General features: G+C 63.2%; 17 protein-coding genes. 7 read left to right on the top strand and 10 right to left on the bottom strand.

Annotated elements, in window-relative coordinates; genetic code table 11:
* Positions 1–210 precede the first annotated feature (210 nt).
* The 4 genes from VMP31_RS10655 to glyQ form a co-directional block, all read right to left on the bottom strand.
* A complete protein-coding gene (locus VMP31_RS10655; RefSeq protein WP_325506863.1) occupies positions 211–984 on the bottom strand; it encodes a lysophospholipid acyltransferase family protein in 774 nt (257 codons plus the stop codon).
* Positions 985–1,018: 34 nt separating this feature from the next.
* Complete coding sequence (gene gmhB / locus VMP31_RS10650; protein ID WP_325506861.1) at positions 1,019–1,552, bottom strand: D-glycero-beta-D-manno-heptose 1,7-bisphosphate 7-phosphatase; 534 nt, start codon at positions 1,550–1,552, stop codon at positions 1,019–1,021.
* Between the two features lie 90 nt (positions 1,553–1,642).
* On the bottom strand, positions 1,643–3,697 hold the full coding sequence (gene glyS / locus VMP31_RS10645) for a glycine--tRNA ligase subunit beta (RefSeq protein ID WP_325506859.1): 2,055 nt from the start codon (positions 3,695–3,697) through the stop codon (positions 1,643–1,645).
* The gene (gene glyQ, locus VMP31_RS10640) at positions 3,694–4,641 is read right to left on the bottom strand and encodes a glycine--tRNA ligase subunit alpha (RefSeq protein ID WP_170050290.1); all 948 of its coding nucleotides are present in this window, start codon (positions 4,639–4,641) and stop codon (positions 3,694–3,696) included. The genes glyS and glyQ overlap by 4 nt, the downstream gene beginning before the upstream one ends.
* A gap of 333 nt (positions 4,642–4,974) precedes the next feature.
* Between glyQ and VMP31_RS10635 the strand changes: the two genes are divergently transcribed.
* The 3 genes from VMP31_RS10635 to VMP31_RS10625 all read left to right on the top strand — a co-directional run bounded on the left by VMP31_RS10635 (position 4,975) and on the right by VMP31_RS10625 (position 6,826).
* Positions 4,975–5,532, top strand: a complete 558-nt coding sequence (locus tag VMP31_RS10635; RefSeq protein WP_325506856.1) for a DNA-3-methyladenine glycosylase I — start codon at positions 4,975–4,977, stop codon at positions 5,530–5,532.
* A gap of 45 nt (positions 5,533–5,577) precedes the next feature.
* Positions 5,578–6,465, top strand: coding sequence for a lysophospholipid acyltransferase (locus VMP31_RS10630; RefSeq protein WP_325506854.1), 888 nt, complete (start codon positions 5,578–5,580; stop codon positions 6,463–6,465).
* Positions 6,466–6,559: 94 nt separating this feature from the next.
* A complete protein-coding gene (locus VMP31_RS10625; RefSeq protein ID WP_325506852.1) occupies positions 6,560–6,826 on the top strand; it encodes a PilZ domain-containing protein in 267 nt (88 codons plus the stop codon).
* Between the two features lie 9 nt (positions 6,827–6,835).
* Here VMP31_RS10625 and VMP31_RS10620 read toward each other — a convergent pair whose 3' ends face one another.
* From VMP31_RS10620 to def, 5 genes are read right to left on the bottom strand one after another with little or no spacing between them, the layout of a single operon-like run.
* Positions 6,836–7,165: a tetratricopeptide repeat protein gene (locus VMP31_RS10620; RefSeq protein WP_325506850.1), complete on the bottom strand. Its 330-nt coding sequence runs from the start codon at positions 7,163–7,165 to the stop codon at positions 6,836–6,838.
* Positions 7,166–7,174: 9 nt separating this feature from the next.
* Positions 7,175–8,548, bottom strand: a complete 1,374-nt coding sequence (trkA, locus tag VMP31_RS10615; protein WP_325506848.1) for a Trk system potassium transporter TrkA — start codon at positions 8,546–8,548, stop codon at positions 7,175–7,177.
* 12 nt (positions 8,549–8,560) lie between these two features.
* On the bottom strand, positions 8,561–9,874 hold the full coding sequence (gene rsmB / locus VMP31_RS10610) for a 16S rRNA (cytosine(967)-C(5))-methyltransferase RsmB (protein WP_325506846.1): 1,314 nt from the start codon (positions 9,872–9,874) through the stop codon (positions 8,561–8,563).
* Positions 9,871–10,815: a methionyl-tRNA formyltransferase gene (gene fmt, locus VMP31_RS10605; RefSeq protein ID WP_325506844.1), complete on the bottom strand. Its 945-nt coding sequence runs from the start codon at positions 10,813–10,815 to the stop codon at positions 9,871–9,873. Before fmt ends, rsmB begins: the two co-directional genes overlap by 4 nt.
* Positions 10,816–10,873: 58 nt before the next feature.
* Positions 10,874–11,380 carry a peptide deformylase gene (gene def, locus VMP31_RS10600; protein ID WP_325506842.1) on the bottom strand — a complete coding sequence of 169 codons (507 nt, stop codon included), beginning with the start codon at positions 11,378–11,380 and terminating at the stop codon, positions 10,874–10,876.
* 153 nt (positions 11,381–11,533) lie between these two features.
* Here def and VMP31_RS10595 point away from each other — a divergent pair, with 153 nt between their 5' ends.
* The 3 genes from VMP31_RS10595 (at position 11,534) to VMP31_RS10585 (ending at position 14,364) form a co-directional block, all read left to right on the top strand.
* Positions 11,534–12,559, top strand: coding sequence for a LysM peptidoglycan-binding domain-containing protein (locus tag VMP31_RS10595; RefSeq protein WP_325506840.1), 1,026 nt, complete (start codon positions 11,534–11,536; stop codon positions 12,557–12,559).
* 87 nt (positions 12,560–12,646) lie between these two features.
* A complete protein-coding gene (gene dprA, locus VMP31_RS10590; protein ID WP_325506838.1) occupies positions 12,647–13,765 on the top strand; it encodes a DNA-processing protein DprA in 1,119 nt (372 codons plus the stop codon).
* 41 nt (positions 13,766–13,806) lie between these two features.
* Positions 13,807–14,364 carry an L-threonylcarbamoyladenylate synthase gene (locus VMP31_RS10585; protein WP_325506836.1) on the top strand — a complete coding sequence of 186 codons (558 nt, stop codon included), beginning with the start codon at positions 13,807–13,809 and terminating at the stop codon, positions 14,362–14,364.
* An 87-nt stretch (positions 14,365–14,451) separates the two neighbouring features.
* Here VMP31_RS10585 and VMP31_RS10580 read toward each other — a convergent pair whose 3' ends face one another.
* On the bottom strand, positions 14,452–15,429 hold the full coding sequence (locus tag VMP31_RS10580; protein WP_325506834.1) for an NADPH:quinone reductase: 978 nt from the start codon (positions 15,427–15,429) through the stop codon (positions 14,452–14,454).
* A gap of 332 nt (positions 15,430–15,761) precedes the next feature.
* Between VMP31_RS10580 and hemF the strand changes: the two genes are divergently transcribed.
* Entirely contained in the window at positions 15,762–16,679 is a 918-nt protein-coding gene (hemF, locus tag VMP31_RS10575) for an oxygen-dependent coproporphyrinogen oxidase (protein ID WP_325506832.1), read from the top strand.
* Positions 16,680–16,734: the final 55 nt, after the last annotated feature.

Genomic DNA, 16,734 nt, shown 5'->3' with positions numbered 1-16,734 from the left:
CCAGCTTAGCCGCTTTGCCGGGCGCGCAGCCTGATAAGACTGTGCGCAAACGCCCGGATTTGCTGGTTGGCAGCGGTCTGGGCGTTATGGGGAAAACTTATCCCCCATCGCCTGGTAATCCGTTCCAGGCAGTAATTATCGGTAAATCAATTGCTTGCACCGCGTAATAGCACTTTGACGCTATTTTGTGCACAGCTTATCCACAATTTCTCAGGCCGGTGTTTGGGTTTCCAGCGGCTGGCTTTGCGCATCCAGCGAACCGATATCGCGTTGCGCCTGGCTGATCCAGGCAAAGGCGCGGTCGTTGAGTTCGGCGATGGCGCGCGGGCCGGTGCCTTCGGCGTGCATCGGTGGGCCGATAATCACCTGGACGGTGCCCGGGGTCTTGCGCCAGCCCTGCTTGGGCCAGAACTCGCCGGCGTTGTGGGCAATCGGCAGCACCGGCAGGTTGGCATTCACCGCGAGGGAGGCACCGCCACGGGAGAATTTGCCGATCTGGCCGGTGGCGATCCGCGTGCCTTCCGGGAAGATCAGCACCCAGGCACCTTGCTCCAGGCGTTCGTGGCCCTGTTTGGCCAGCTGCTTGAGCGCCGCCTTGGGGTTGCTGCGGTCAATCGCGATGGGCTTGAGCATGGCCATCGCCCAGCCGAAGAACGGCACATACAGCAGTTCGCGCTTGATCACCTGGCTCAGTGGCTCGAACAGTGCCGAGAGAAAGAAGGTTTCCCAGGTGCTCTGGTGTTTGGCGAGGATCACGCAGGGCCGCTCGGGGATATTCTCCAGGCCTTTGACTTCATAGCGGATGCCCATCACCACCTTGGCCAGCCAGACGGCGCAACGGCACCAGGTCTGATTGACGAAACGGTAACGCGCACGAAACGGCAGAAAGGGCGCAACGAATACGCTGAGGGTGCACCAGAAGAAGGAGCTGGAAGCCAGCAGCAGATAGAAGAGAAAGGTTCTGAGGGTCTGCACTGTCGACATGGGAGCCTTTTACCGTCGCAGGCCAGGCCTGCGCTTATAAGTGGAGAAGTCGAGCGGCAACCGCCGCCAGATCATCGAATACCAGGGTACCCGCTGGCAATGTTTTGCCCAGGGTACGTTCGCCTTTGCCGGTCTTCACCAGAACCGGCTGACAGTCGACGGCCTGGGCGGCGGCCAGGTCACTGCTGCTGTCGCCGACAAACCAGATACCTGGCAGGCTTACGCCATAGTACGCAGCAATCTGCTCGAGCATCCCGGGTTTCGGTTTGCGGCAGGCGCAGCCTTCGTCCGGGCTGTGAGGGCAATGCACGATCAGACCCAGTTCGCCGCCCTGCTCCGCCACCAGCTCGCGCAGGCGCGCGTGCATGGCATCCAGAGTGGCCAGGTCGTAATAACCGCGGCCAATCCCCGATTGGTTGGTGGCCACGGCTACCGTCCAGCCCGCCTGCGACAGACGCGCGATGGCCTCGATGGCCCCGGGCAAGGGGATCCATTCGTCGACGGTTTTGATATAGGCGTCGGAGTCGTGATTGATCACGCCGTCGCGGTCGAGAATCAGCAGTTTCATGCGGTAATCCGTAACCGACTGGCGGTGATGGCCGCCAGCCGGTAAAGGTGATGATGGGCTGCGCGCAGCCCACCGGACTCGCGGCAGGCGTTAGCCGAGTACCGAGATATCAGCCACGCCGAGGAACAAACCACGCAGCTTGGCCAGCAGCGCATAGCGGTTGGCCCGTACAGTGGGGTCTTCGGCGTTGACCAGTACGGTCTCGAAGAAGGCGTCCACCGGCTCGCGCAGATTGGCCAGCTGGGCCAGGGCCAGGTTGTACTGGCGCGCCTGGGCCAGTGGCTGTACCGCTTGTTCGGCCTGCTGGATGGCGGCGTTGAGGGCGAATTCGCTGGGGCTGTCGAAGTAATGCGCTTCGACGCTGGCCGCGATCTGGCCTTCGGCCTTGCTCAGCAGATTCGACACGCGCTTGTTCGCAGCAGCCAGAGCGGCCGCCTGCGGCAGTGCGCGGAAGATTTGAACGGCCTGCACGCGCTGATCGAAGTCCAGCGGCGAGGTCGGGCTGACCGCACGCACGGCCTGGTACACGGCCACGTCGACGCCTTCGTCCTCATAACGGGCGCGCAGACGGTCGAAGATAAAGTCCTGTACCTGGGGTGCCAGGCCGGCGGCCTTGATCTTGTCGCCGAACTGCTGGATGGCGAAGGCAATGGTCTCGGCCAGGTTCAGATCCAGCTGCTTCTCGATCAGGATACGCAGCACACCGAGGGCCGCACGACGCAGGGCGTAGGGGTCCTTGCTGCCGGTGGGCAGCATGCCGATGCCAAAGATGCCGACCAGGGTATCCAGCTTGTCGGCCAGGGCCACGGCGGCGCCGGTCAGGGTGCTGGGCAGCTCGGCGCCGGCACCGCGCGGCATGTACTGTTCGTTCAGCGCCAGGGCCACGTCTTCCGGCTCGCCGTCGTGCTTGGCGTAGTAGTAACCGGCGATGCCCTGCATTTCCGGGAACTCGCCGACCATTTCGCTGGCCAGGTCGCACTTGCAGAGGATGCCAGCACGCGCGGCGCGGATGGCGTCGCCACCGATACGCTGGGCGATGTAGGAGGCCAGAATCGAGACGCGCTGGGCCTTGTCGTAGACCGAACCGAGCTGGGCCTGGAACACCACATTGGCCAGGCGCTCGTTAAAGGTTCCGAGTTTGTGCTTCTTGTCCTGCTTGAAGAAGAACTCGGCGTCGGTCAGGCGTGGGCGTACCACCTTCTCGTTGCCGGAAATGATCTGCGCCGGGTCCTTGCTCTCGATGTTGGCCACGGTGATAAAGCGTGGCAGCAGCTTGCCGTTGCCATCCAGCAGGCAGAAGTACTTCTGGTTGTCCTGCATGGTGGTGATCAGCGCTTCCTGCGGTACTTCGAGGAAGCGTTCTTCGAAGGAGCAGACCAGCGGCACCGGCCATTCGACCAGGGCGCTGACTTCATCCAGCAGCGCCGGCGGCACGATGGCGGTGCCTTGTTGTTCGGCGGCGAGCTGGTCGACGCGGGCGGCGATCTGCGCGCGGCGCTCGGCGAAGTCGGCAATCACATAGGCGCTGCGCAGGTCTTCGGCGTAGTTGGCCGGGGCGCTGATGCGCACTTCGTGGTTAGCGTGGAAGCGGTGGCCACGGGATACACGGCCGGCTTGCTGGGCGAGGATTTCGCAGTCGATCACCTCGTCACCGAACAGCATCACCAGCCACTGGCTCGGGCGAACGAATTCGGTCTTGCGCGCGCCCCAACGCATGCGCTTAGGGATAGGCAGCTCGTTTAGCGAGGTTTCGACGATGGCGGGCAGCAGGCCGGCCGCAGCCTGGCCTGGAATGCTCTGGCTGAACTTGAGCTTGGGGCCGCTCTGGTCGATCTGGCTCAGCTCGACGCCGCACTTCTTGGCGAAGCCCAGCGCTGCTTGAGTCGGGTTGCCGTCCTTGTCGAACGCCGCCTGCACCGGCGGGCCGTCGAGGTTCTGGGTGCGATCGGCTTGCTGCTCTTCAAGCTGCTCGATCAGCACGGCCAGACGCCGTGGCGCGGCGTAATAGCGCACTTGGCCATAGTTCAGACCGGCGTTTTTCAGGCCTTTCTCGATACCGGCGAGAAAGGCTTCACCCAAGGTGTTCAGGGCTTTTGGTGGCAGCTCTTCGGTGCCCAGTTCTACCAGGAAATCACGCGCACTCATTCTGCTGCCTCCAGCTTGGCTAGTACTTCATCACGCAGGTCGGGTGCGGCGAGCGGGAAGCCGAGTTTGCGCCGCGCTTGCAGGTAGCTCTGCGCCACCGAGCGGGCCAGGGCGCGCACGCGCAGGATGTACTGCTGACGCGCGGTTACCGAGATGGCCCGGCGCGCATCCAGCAGGTTGAAGGTGTGCGAGGCCTTGAGCACCATCTCGTAGGTTGGCAGCGGCAGCTCCAGCTCGATCAGGCGGTTGGCTTCGCTTTCATAGAAGTCGAATAGCTCGAAGAGTTTCTCGACGTTGGCGTGCTCGAAGTTGTAGGTCGACTGCTCCACTTCGTTCTGGTGGAACACATCGCCATAGGTGACCTTGCCGAACTGGCCGTCGGTCCACACCAGGTCGTACACCGAGTCGACGCCCTGCAGGTACATGGCCAGGCGCTCGAGACCGTAGGTGATCTCACCGGTCACCGGGTAGCACTCGATGCCGCCGACTTGCTGGAAGTAGGTGAACTGGGTGACTTCCATGCCGTTCAGCCAGATTTCCCAGCCCAGACCCCAGGCACCGAGGGTCGGCGATTCCCAGTTGTCTTCGACGAAGCGGATGTCGTGTACCAAAGGGTCGATGCCGATGGCTTTCAGCGAGCCCAGATATAGCTCCTGGAAGTTCTCCGGGTTGGGCTTGAGTACCACCTGGAACTGGTAGTAGTGCTGCAGGCGGTTGGGGTTTTCGCCGTAGCGGCCGTCAGCCGGACGACGGGAAGGCTGCACGTAGGCGGCGTTCCAGGTCTCTGGGCCGATGGCACGGAGAAACGTGGCGGTGTGGAAGGTGCCCGCGCCAACTTCCATATCGTAGGGCTGCAACACCACACAGCCCTGCTCGGCCCAGTACTGTTGCAGGGCGAGGATCAAGTCTTGGAAGGTGCGCACGGCAGGCGTAGTCTGGCTCACAAATTTCACCCGTACTTTGGCGGCTTCAGAAAGTCCGCGATTATACCGAAGCTGAGGGTCTGTTGCCGTTTCGTCGCGAACCGCGTTGCTGCGCACAATCTCGCCAGGCTAGGCGGAGGACGCAGGTAATGGTTGTTCCCTTGCCAAGTCCTCCAACAACGCATGGCGAGATTGTGCGCGCAACCCGCAGGGCCGGGCCTGTTTTAGCGCGATACTGCGTTTCTCGACACTCATTTGGAACAACCAAACTTCGTGTCTCGTGCCTTGTCTCGCGCTAAAACAGGCTCCGGCGCGGCCGCGAACGAAACAGCAACAGACCCTAGGGAAACCCGCATGCCACGCTGCTCTTGGTGCTCCGACGACCCGCTGTACATCACTTATCACGACCAGGAATGGGGCGTGCCGCAACGTGACCCCCAGGTGTTGTTCGAGTTGCTGCTGCTCGAAGCCTTTCAGGCCGGCCTGTCGTGGATCACCGTGCTGAAGAAGCGCGAGCGTTACCGCGAGGTGCTGTTCGGCTTCGATGTGCAGCGCCTGGCCGCACTTACCGACGAGTACATCGAAGACACCCTGATGCAGGACCCCGGCATTATCCGCAACCGCCTCAAGCTCAAGGCCGTGCGCAAGAACGCCCAGGCCTGGCTTGCGCTTGAAGACCCGGTGACGCTGCTCTGGTCCTTTGTTGGCGGCGCACCGAAGATCAATCACTTCAGCGAGCGCGGCCAGGTGCCGGCGGTAACCGCCGAGGCCGAGGCGATGAGCAAGGCGCTGAAGAAGGCCGGCTTTACCTTTGTCGGCCCGACCATCTGCTACGCCTATATGCAGGCCACCGGCATGGTCATGGATCACACGGTTGATTGCGACCGTTACGCGCAGCTGACCACTCGCTAGCTCGGGTGGTTACAATAAGCGCCTTTTGATCGGCTGGAGTTGCCTGTGGAAAAGCTCAAAGGTGCCCTGGTGGTGGGCTTTCTGCGTTTATTCGCCTTGCTGCCCTGGCGCGCCGTGCAGGCTGTGGGCGCTGCGATTGGCTGGTTGATGTGGAAGCTGCCCAACAGTTCCCGCGAGGTGGTGCGCATCAACCTGGGCAAGTGCTTTCCTGAGCTGGATGCGGCCGAGCGCGAGCGTTTGGTCGGGCGCAGCCTCCAGGATATCGGCAAGACCCTGACCGAAAGCGCCTGCGCCTGGATCTGGCCGGCGCAGAAATCCATCGGCCTGGTGCGTGAAGTCGAAGGTCTGGACGTCCTGCAGCAGGCATTGGCCAGCGGCAAGGGCGTGGTCGGAATCACCAGCCACCTGGGCAACTGGGAAGTGCTCAACCACTTCTATTGCGCGCAGTGCAAACCGATCATCTTTTATCGCCCACCGAAGCTCAAGGCGGTGGATGATCTGCTGCGCCAGCAACGTGCGCAGATGGGTAACCGCGTCGCGCCTTCGACCAAGGAAGGCATCCTTAGCGTGATCAAGGAGGTGCGCAAAGGCGGTACGGTGGGTATTCCCGCCGATCCCGAGCCGAGCCTGTCGGCGGGAGTGTTCGTACCCTTTCTGGGCACCGAGGCGCTGACTAGCAAGTTTGTTGCCGGCATGTTGAGTGGCGGCAAGGCCCGCGGAGTGTTTCTGCATGCGCTGCGCCTGCCGGACGGCTCCGGGTTCAAGGTCATCTTTGAGGCTGCGCCGGATGAGATGTACAGCACCGATACGCCAACCGCTGTTGCGGCGATGAGCAAGGTTATCGAGCGTTATGTACGCACTTACCCGAGCCAGTACATGTGGAGCATGAAACGCTTCAAGAAGCGTCCGCCGGGCGAGGCCAAGTGGTACTGAGTGCTCCGGCCCCTGAGGCGGACTTGGCGCGCCCTGGTTGCGGGTTTTGGCTGCTCTCGGCTAGTCTGCATAAACCCATACTGACGGATGCAGCATGAGCAATCATCGAAAGAATGTCCGCACCCCGCTCAAGGTTCGCCTGCGTATCGAGCATCCGCTGCATGGCGAACTTATCCTCACCACCCGGGATATTTCCGACTGCGGCGTCTATGTGCTGATGGATCAGGCACAGGACAAGCTCAGCATCGGCGAGCAGGTCAGCGGTCAGGTGCAGGGACTGCCGATGGAGGCACCGATCCTGCAGCTGGAAGTGGTCCGGGTCGAGGCCATGGGGGTTGGCCTGCGCTTTGTCCGCGAGTAGTCCAGCCGGCTAGCAGGGGCGGCTTGCAGCAGCCTTGTCCAGACGCTTTAGAAACACCCCGATTTCCTTTTCCGCCTGTTTATCGCCTTTCGCCTGGGCGGCGCGTAACCCTTCTATCCAGGCGTTGCGGGCGTCGTCGGGCAAGCCTTGCTTGTTCAAGGCCTGGCCGAGCAGCTTCCAGGCCGCCGAATAGTTCGGGTCGAAGGCCACGCAGCGTTGCAGGTGCTCGGCGGCGCGGGGGAAGTCGCCGGCATCCAGATAGCCCTTGCCCAGACCGAAGCGCAGCAGGGCGTTATCCATGCCCTTGGCCAGCATCTTTTCCAGGGCTTCAGTGCTCATGGGTGGTTCCTAAAAGAACGTCAGGCCGACCTGGAACAAGCGCTCGGCATCACGGATGTATTTCTTGTCGACCAGGAACAGGATCACATGGTCGCCGGTTTCGATCACTGTCTTGTCGTGGGCGATTAGCACCTCGTCGTTGCGGATGATCGCGCCGATGGTGGTGCCCGGCGGCAGGGCGATGTCCTCGATGGCGCGGCCGACCACCTTGCTCGATTTGGCATCGCCATGGGCGATGGCCTCGATGGCCTCAGCGGCCCCACGACGCAGGCTGTGCACGCTTTCGATATCGCCGCGGCGCACGTGGGTCAGCAGGGTGCCGATGGTGGCCTGCTGCGGGCTGATGGCGATATCGATCTCACCGCCCTGCACCAGGTCGACATAGGCCGGGTTGTTGATCAGGGTCATCACCTTGCGTGCGCCCAGGCGCTTGGCCAGCAGGGACGACATGATATTGGCCTCGTCATCGTTGGTCAGGGCCAGGAAGATGTCGGCGTCGCTGATGTTCTCTTCCACCAGCAGGTCGCGGTCCGAGGCACTGCCCTGCAGCACGATGGTGCTGTCCAGGGTTTCCGAGAGGTAGCGACAGCGCGCCGGATTCATCTCGATGATCTTCACCTGGTAGCGGCTCTCGATGGCCTCGGCCAGGCGCTCGCCGATATGCCCGCCGCCGGCGATTACCACCTTCTTGTAGCTGTCTTCCATGCGGCGCATTTCGCTCATCACCGCACGGATATGCGCCTTGGCGGCGATAAAGAACACTTCGTCATCGGCTTCGATCACTGTGTCGCCCTGCGGCATGATCGCCCGGTTGCGACGGAAGATCGCCGCCACCCGAGTGTCGACATTCGGCATATGTTCGCGCAACTGACGCAGTTGCTGACCGACCAGCGGGCCGCCGTAATAGGCGCGCACCGCCACCAGCTGGGCTTTGCCTTCGGCGAAGTCGATCACCTGCAGGGCACCGGGGTATTCGATCAGGCGCTTGATGTAGTTGGTCACCACCTGCTCGGGGCTGATCAGCACGTCAACCGGGATCGACTCGTTGCAGAACAGGCCGCTGCGGGTCAGGTAGGCGGCCTCGCGTACCCGGGCGATCTTGGTCGGGGTGTGGAACAGGCTGTAGGCCACCTGGCAGGCAATCATGTTAACTTCATCGCTGTTGGTCACCGCCACCAGCATGTCGGCATCGTCCGCACCGGCCTGGCGCAGCACCGTGGGGAACGAGCCGCGGCCCTGTACGGTGCGGATATCCAGGCGGTCGCCGAGGTCACGCAGGCGTTCGCCGTCGGTGTCGACCACGGTGATGTCGTTGGCTTCGCTGGCCAGGTGTTCCGCCAGGGTGCCGCCAACCTGGCCTGCACCGAGAATGATGATCTTCATGCAGTCTGTTCCTCAGCCGCGCGGGGCGGCAGCGATTTTCATCAGCTTGGCATAGTAGAAGCCGTCGTGGCCGTCTACTTGCGGGAATAGCTGGCGCCCGTGGGCCGGCTTGATACCGAAGGCCCCGGCGATATCCAGCTCGCGGGCACCCGGCGTGCGCGCCAGGAAGGCGGCGATATTCTCGCTGTTCTCCGCCGGCATTACCGAGCAGGTGGCGTAAAGCAGAATGCCGCCGACCTCCAAGGTCTGCCATAGGCTATCCAGCAGTTCGCCCTGCAGCTTGGCCAGCGCGGGAATGTCATCGGCTTGGCGGGTCAGTTTGATATCCGGGTGCCGGCGGATCACCCCGGTGGCCGAACAGGGGGCGTCGAGTAGGATGCGCTGGAACGGCTTGCCGTCCCACCAGGCGTCCAGGTCACGGCCATCGGCGGCGATCAGTTCGGCCTCCAGGCCCAGACGTTTGAGGTTCTCGCGTACGCGCACCAGGCGTTTTTCTTCCAGATCCACCGCCACTACGCCGGCCAGTGCGGGCTCGGCTTCCAGCAAATGACAGGTCTTGCCGCCAGGCGCGGCGCAGGCGTCCAGCACCCGTTGGCCGGGGGCCAGGTCGAGCAGTTCGGCAGCCAGCTGCGCCGCTTCGTCCTGCACGCTGACGCGGCCTTCGGCAAAGCCCGGCAGGGTGGTGACATCACAGGCCTGCAGCAGGCGGATGCCATCGCGGCTAAAGCTGCAGGGCTCCGCCTCAAAGCCTACGCGGCGCAGTCCGGCCAGGTAGTCATCACGGCTGCCGAGGCGGCGGTTGACCCGCAAAATCAGCGGCGGGTGGGCGTTATTGGCCGCGCAGATGGCTTCCCACTGTTCCGGCCACTGGGCTTTCAGGGCTTTCTGCAGCCAGCGCGGGTGGGCGGTATGCAGCACCGGATCGCGATCCAGCTCGGCTAGCAGCGACTCATGCTCGCGCTGGGCATTGCGCAACACGGCATTGAGCAGGCCCTTGAGCGAGGGCTTCTTCAGTTTGTCGACACAGGCCACTGTCTCGCCGATGGCGGCGTGGGCTGGAATGCGTGTGTAAAACAGCTGATAGAGGCCAATCAGCAGCAGCGCTTCGACATCACGGTCGGCGGCTTTAAAGGGTTTCTGCAGCAGCTTCTCGGCGATCAATGCCAAGCGTGGCTGCCAGCGCGCGGTGCCAAAGGCCAGGTCCTGAGCCAGGCCACGGTCGCGCTGCTCAACCTTATCCAGCAGCGGCGGCAGGCTACTGCCCAGCGAGGCTTTGCCATTGAGCACCACGGCCAGGGCGCGGGCGGCTGCTAGACGCGGGTTCATGCTCCGAGTACCAGGCTAACGGCAAACTGCTCGCGGCGGCTGTTGTACAGATCACTGAAGTTCAGCGCCTTGCCGCCGGGCAACTGCAGGCGAGTCAGGCGCAGCGCGCCTTCGCCGCAGGCCACAGTTAGGCCGGATTTATCGGCGGCAAGGATACTGCCAGCGTTGCCCTGCCCTTCGCCCAGTGCCGCGGCGTGCACCTTGATGGCTTCGCCATTTAGTGTGCTATGGCAGATCGGCCAGGGGTGAAAGGCCCGTACCAGGCGCTCCAGCTCAATGGCCGGGCGGCTCCAGTCCAGGCGCGCTTCATCCTTGTTCAGCTTGTGCGCATAGGTGGCCAGGCTGTTGTCCTGCACCTCGCCAACCAGATTGCCGGCAGCCAAACCGCTAATCGCCTCGATCACCGCCTGTGGGCCGAGTGTGGCCAGACGGTCGTGCAGGCTGCCACCGCTGTCGTCAGCGCTGATAGGCGTGCTGACCTTGAGCAGCATCGGCCCGGTGTCCAGGCCGGCTTCCATCTGCATCACGGTAACGCCGGATTCGCCATCACCGGCTTCCACCGCGCGCTGGATCGGCGCAGCACCGCGCCAGCGTGGCAGCAAGGATGCGTGACTGTTGATGCAACCCAGGCGCGGGATATCCAGTACCACCTGCGGCAGGATCAGGCCGTAAGCCACCACCACCATCAGGTCGGGCTTGAGTGCGGCCAGTTCGGCTTGGGCAGCGGGGTCGCGCAGGGTCTGCGGCTGGTACACGGGAATCTCATGTTGCACGGCGAGCTGCTTGACCGGGCTGGGCGTGAGCTTTTGCCCACGGCCGGCCGGGCGATCGGGCTGGCTGTACACGGCAATGATCTGGTGTGGCGTGTCGAGCAAGGCCTTGAGGTGTTCGGCGGCGAATTCCGGGGTGCCGGCAAAGACAATACGCAAAGACTCAGACATGGGTTCTCACTGCTAGAAAGAAAAAGGCTTGCCGTAGCAAGCCTTTATAAGTTGTGGCTCAAGCCTGCTGGCGATGCTGCTTTTCCAGCTTCTTCTTGATCCGGTCGCGCTTGAGATTGGACAGGTAATCAACAAACAGCTTGCCGTTGAGGTGGTCGCATTCGTGCTGGATGCACACCGCCAACAGACCTTCGGCGATCAGCTCATAGGGCTGGCCATCGCGGTCCAGGGCCTTGATCTTGACCCTTTGCGGGCGATCGACGTTTTCGTAGAAGCCCGGTACCGATAGGCAGCCTTCCTGGTACTGCTCCATTTCCTCGGTCAGCGGCTCGAACTCGGGGTTGATAAACACCCGTGGGTCGGACTTGTCTTCGGACAAGTCCATCACCACCAGGCGCTTGTGCACGTTGACCTGCGTCGCCGCGAGGCCAATGCCCGGTGCGTCGTACATGGTTTCAAACATGTCATCGATCAGCTGACGCAAGGCGTCATCGACCACATCCACCGGTTTGGCGATGGTGCGCAGGCGCGGATCGGGAAATTCGAGGATATTCAGGATCGCCATATGCGTTTGTGATGCACTTGTGGAATAAAGTCAAAATCCGCTGCTAAGATGATGAGCAGCATTGGAAAAACGGTTTAAAGCCGCGTTTCCACTGGGTTCAGTCGCGGCGCTAGGGCGCTCTACGTGAAGACATATAATAAAGGGATTCACCGCATGAGGAAATCACTACTCGCCCTGCTGCTGCTTGCCGCAGGCGGCTTGGCCCAGGCCGATGTGCAACTCAAGGACGGTCACCCGGACCGTTACACCGTCGTCAAGGGCGATACCCTGTGGGATATCTCCGGGCGTTTTCTTCGCCAGCCGTGGAAGTGGCCGGAAATCTGGCACGCCAATCCCCAGGTGGAAAACCCCCATCTGATCTATCCCGGCGACCAGTTGAGCCTGGTGTATATCGACGGTCAGCCGCGTCTGATGCTCAACCGTGGCGAGTCCCGCGGCACCATCAAGCTGTCGCCGCAGGTGCGCAGCACGCCGATGGCCGAAGCCATTCCGACCATTCCGCTGGAGGCGATCAACAGCTTCCTGCTCTCCAACCGCATCGTCGATACCCCGGATGAATTCGAGCTGGCTCCCTATATCGTCGCCGGTAATGCTGAGCGTGTGGTCAGCGGTGCCGGTGATCGTGTCTATGCCCGTGGCAGCTTCGACGAAACGGCCCCGGCCTATGGCATCTTCCGCCAGGGCAAGACCTATATCGACCCGGATACCGAGGAGTTCCTCGGGATCAATGCCGACGATATCGGCGGTGGTGAAATCGTCGCCGAAGAAGGCGATATCGGCACCATGATGCTGACCCGCACCAATCAGGAAGTGCGCCTGGGCGACCGCCTGTTCGCCACCGAAGAGCGGGCGATCAATTCGACCTTTATGCCCAGCGAGCCGGCCAGTGAAATCAATGGCCTGATTCTCGACGTGCCGCGTGGCGTGACCCAGATCGGCCAATTCGATGTGGTGACCCTGAACAAGGGTGCACGCGATGGCTTGGCCGAAGGCAACGTGCTGGCCATCTACAAGACCGGTGAAACCGTGCGCGACCGCGTCACCGGCGAATCGGTGAAGATTCCCGACGAGCGGGCCGGCCTGCTGATGGTGTTCCGCGCCTACGACAAGCTCAGCTATGGCCTGGTACTTGGGGCCACCCGCTCGCTGGCGGTGATGGACAAGGTACGTAACCCGTAATAAACCAGAAGCCCCGCAATCGCGGGGCTTCTGCGTTAAGCCGTCTACTCAGCCGCCTAGCGGCGCGACCGATCAAGGATGATCCCGATGTCGCAACTCCCCCCTACTATTTCGCCTGCTATCTCCCCTGCCGAACTTGAAGCCCGTCTGCGCCTGCATTGCTTGCCAGAGCTGGGGCCGCGGCGTTTTCGCAAATTGCTCAGCGCCTTCGATAGTGCCTCGGCGGCGTTAAGCGCCCCAGCCAGCGCCTGGCGCTCTCTGGGTTTGCCAGCGGCCTGCGCCGAACCTCGCCGGAGCGCTGAAATCCGCCAACGCGCGGCTGCCGCACTGGCCTGGCTGGAAGCCGATAAACAGCACCTGCTGATGTGGGATGACCCGATCTATCCCGGGCTGCTGGCCGAGCTTAACGATGCCCCGCCGCTGTTGTTTGTCGCCGGCGACCCGGCACTGCTGGAGCGCCCGCAACTGGCCATGGTCGGCAGCCGTCGGGCCTCGCGCCCTGGGCTGGACACGGCGCACAGCTTTGCCCGCAGCCTGGCAGGCGGCGGTTTTGTGATCACCAGTGGTCTGGCCCTGGGTATAGACGGTGCCGCCCATCAGGGCGCTCTGGATGCCGGCGGCAAAACCGTGGCCGTGCTGGGCACCGGCCTGCAGTGCCTGTACCCGGCGCGGCACAAGACCCTGGCCGCCGATATCGTCGAGGGCGGCGGTGCGCTGGTCTCCGAGTTGCCGCTGGACTGCCCACCGCAGGCGAGCAACTTTCCGCGGCGCAATCGCATTATCAGTGGCCTGTCCCTCGGCGTACTGGTGGTCGAAGCCAGCCCCTCCAGCGGTTCGCTGATCACCGCGCGTCTGGCGGCCGAGCAGGGCCGCGAGGTCTATGCCATTCCCGGCTCGATCCATCATCCCGGAGCTCGCGGCTGCCACCAGCTGATCCGCGACGGGGCGACGCTGGTGCAGAGCGTCGAGCATATTCTCGAGGCGTTGCGCAGTTGGCAGCTGTCGGAGCCAGGCCAGACGGCCGCGCCAGCTCCGGCAGACAGCCATCCCCTGCTGGATTTGCTGCATGCCGCGCCGCACAGCAGTGAAGCCCTGGCCGCCGCCAGCGGCTGGCCCCTGGCGCAGGTGCTGGCTGCCCTGACCGAGCTAGAGCTGGAAGGTCGGGTGGCCAATGAAGGCGGACGTTGGCTGGGCCGCACCGGTTAGCTTGGATACACTGCGCAGCAGCCTTTAGCGGAGAGTCATCGATGGTCAGCAGTTTTCAGGTGCAGCAGGCAGCGCGAGTGGTGCGCCAGGGTGGGGTGATCGCCTATCCGACCGAGGCGGTATGGGGCCTGGGTTGTGACCCCTGGAATGATATGGCGGTGGAACGCCTGCTGGCGCTCAAGGAGCGTCCCGTGCACAAGGGCCTGATTCTGGTGGCCGAGTGCATCGAGCAATTCGACTTTCTCCTCGAAGACTTGCCGGATATCTGGCAGGAACGTCTGGCCGGTAGCTGGCCAGGCCCCAATACCTGGCTGGTTCCCCATCAGGATCGCCTGCCGGAATGGATCACTGGCGAGCACAGCAGCGTCGCCCTGCGGGTCAGCGATCACCCTGGTGTGCGTGCGCTGTGCCGCCTGACCGGACCGCTGGTGTCGACCTCGGCCAACCCGGCCGGGCGGCCGGCGGCGCGTTCGCGGCTGCGGGTCGAGCAATACTTCCCGCGGCAGTTGGACAAGGTGCTCGGCGGTGCTCTGGGCGGACGCAAGAATCCTAGCCTGATCCGCGACCTGATCACGGGCGATGTGATTCGCCCGTCCTGATCTGAACAAAGCCCAAAAGCTCGCGGCTAAAGCCCTTCCCACGGCTTGTGCCACAGCCGTGGGAGGGGCTTTAGCCGCGACGGTTGATCACGGCAACAAAATGGTCGAACCGGTGGTCTGCCGGGCGCTCAGGGCGGCTTGCGCGGCGGCGGCGTCCTTGAGGGCGTAGCGGTTGCTGATCTCGACCTTGAGCTGGCCGCTTTCGATCATGGCGAACAGCTCGTCAGCCATCCATTGCAGGCGCGCGGGGGTGTCGGCGTAGCTGGCCAGGGTCGGGCGAGTGACGAACAGCGAGCCCTTCTGCGCCAGGATGCCCAGGTTGACCCCGCTCACCGCCCCGGAGGCGTTGCCGAAGCTGACCAGCAGGCCGCGTGGGGCCACGCAGTCCAGCGAGGTTTCCCAGGTGTCCTTGCCGACGCCGTCATAGACCACCGGGCACTTCTTGCCCGCGGTCAGCTCCAGCACGCGCTGGACGACGTTTTCATGGCTGTAGTCGATGGTGGCCCAGGCTCCCTGCTCCATGGCCCGCGCGGCCTTTTCTGCCGAGCTGACCGTGCCGATCAGCTGCACGCCGAGGGCCTTGGCCCACTGGCAGGCGAGGGAGCCGACGCCGCCGGCGGCAGCGTGAAATAAAATGGTCTCGCCGCCCTGCAGGGCGAAGGTCTGGCGCAACAGGTAGTGCACCGTCAGGCCCTTGAGCATCACAGCGGCGGCCTGTTCGAAGCTGATTGCGTCCGGCAGTTTCACCAGTTTCTCGGCCGGTAGCACATGCAGCTCGCTGTATGCCCCCAGCGGGCCGGTGGCGTAGGCCACGCGATCACCCACCTGGAAGTGACTGACCGCCGATCCCACGGCTTCGACTATGCCCGCCCCCTCGGTACCCAGCCCGGAAGGCAGGGCTGGTGGCGGATACAGGCCGCTGCGGAAATAGGTGTCGATAAAATTCAGGCCGATGGCCTGGTTCTGCACCCGCACCTCATTAGGGCCGGGCATGCCTGGTTGATAGTCTTGATAGTCGAGCACTTCGGGACCGCCGTGGCGGCTGAACTGGATACGCTTGGCCATGCTGGGCTCCTGGAATGGTTGAGTGGGACCTTGCTGCGGGCAAGGGGACGCATGGCGCTATCCAATCCTCTCCGGTTACTGGCGTCAACAGCGAGGGCGTATCGGCAAAAAAATGGTTGGGAACCATTTTTAACGTCGCGTAGCGACGGCCCGTAGGGTGGCTGCCAGGGATGCAGGCCATAAGAAATCGTCAGGAACGATTTTTAACGTCGCGTAGCGACGGCCTGCAGGGTGGCCGCCAGGGATGGCAAGCCATAATGTTATGCTTGCCGCCGATTTCGCTGCTCAGCCCTTTGCCGCTGAGCAGCCCTACCTGCTTTCAAGGTGCCGCCGTGAGTGACCGTACTGAGGCCGTAAAAGCCTACCTGCTGGATCTGCAAGACCGTATCTGTGCCGCCCTGCAAGCCGAGGATGGCGCTGCCGAGTTCTTCGAGGATGCCTGGCAGCGTCCGGCAGGCGGCGGCGGCCGCACCCGGGTGATGGAGAGCGGGGCGCTGATCGAAAAGGGCGGGGTGAACTTCTCCCATGTGTTCGGCGACAGCCTGCCGCCTTCGGCCAGCGCCCACCGTCCGGAACTGGCTGGGCGCGGCTTCGAGGCCCTCGGCGTGTCCCTGGTGATCCACCCGGAAAACCCCTATGTGCCGACTTCCCACGCCAACGTGCGCTTTTTCAGCGCCGAGAAAGCCGGCGAAGAGCCGGTCTGGTGGTTTGGTGGCGGCTTCGACCTGACGCCCTACTACGCCAATGAAGAAGACTGCGTGCACTGGCACCAGGTGGCCTTTGAGGCCTGCGCGCCCTTCGGTGCCGAGGTCTACCCGAAGTTCAAGGCCTGGTGCGACCGCTACTTCCACCTCAAGCACCGCGGTGAGCCGCGCGGCATTGGCGGGCTGTTTTTCGATGATCTGAATCAGTGGGATTTCGACACCAGCTTCGCCTTTATGCGCGCCATCGGTGATGCCTATATCCAGGCCTATCTGCCCATCGTGCAGCGCCGCAAGCTGACTCCTTATGGCGAGTGCGAGCGCGAGTTCCAGGCCTTCCGCCGGGGGCGCTATGTGGAGTTCAATCTGGTCTTCGACCGCGGCACCCTGTTCGGCCTGCAGTCCGGCGGGCGCACCGAATCGATCCTGATGTCGCTGCCGCCGCACGTACGCTGGGGCTACGACTGGAAGCCGGAGCCGGGCAGTGAAGAGGCGCGGCTGACCGAGTATTTCCTCACCGACCGCGATTGGCTGTCGGCAGCACCCTAGTTCTGTAGCCCGGATGAAATCCGGGGAGTTTCAGCGACCTCTCCCGGATTTCATC

Source organism: Pseudomonas sp., from assembly GCF_035512415.1.
Lineage (GTDB): Bacteria > Pseudomonadota > Gammaproteobacteria > Pseudomonadales > Pseudomonadaceae > Aquipseudomonas.
This window is presented reverse-complemented; position numbering and strand designations above follow the sequence as displayed.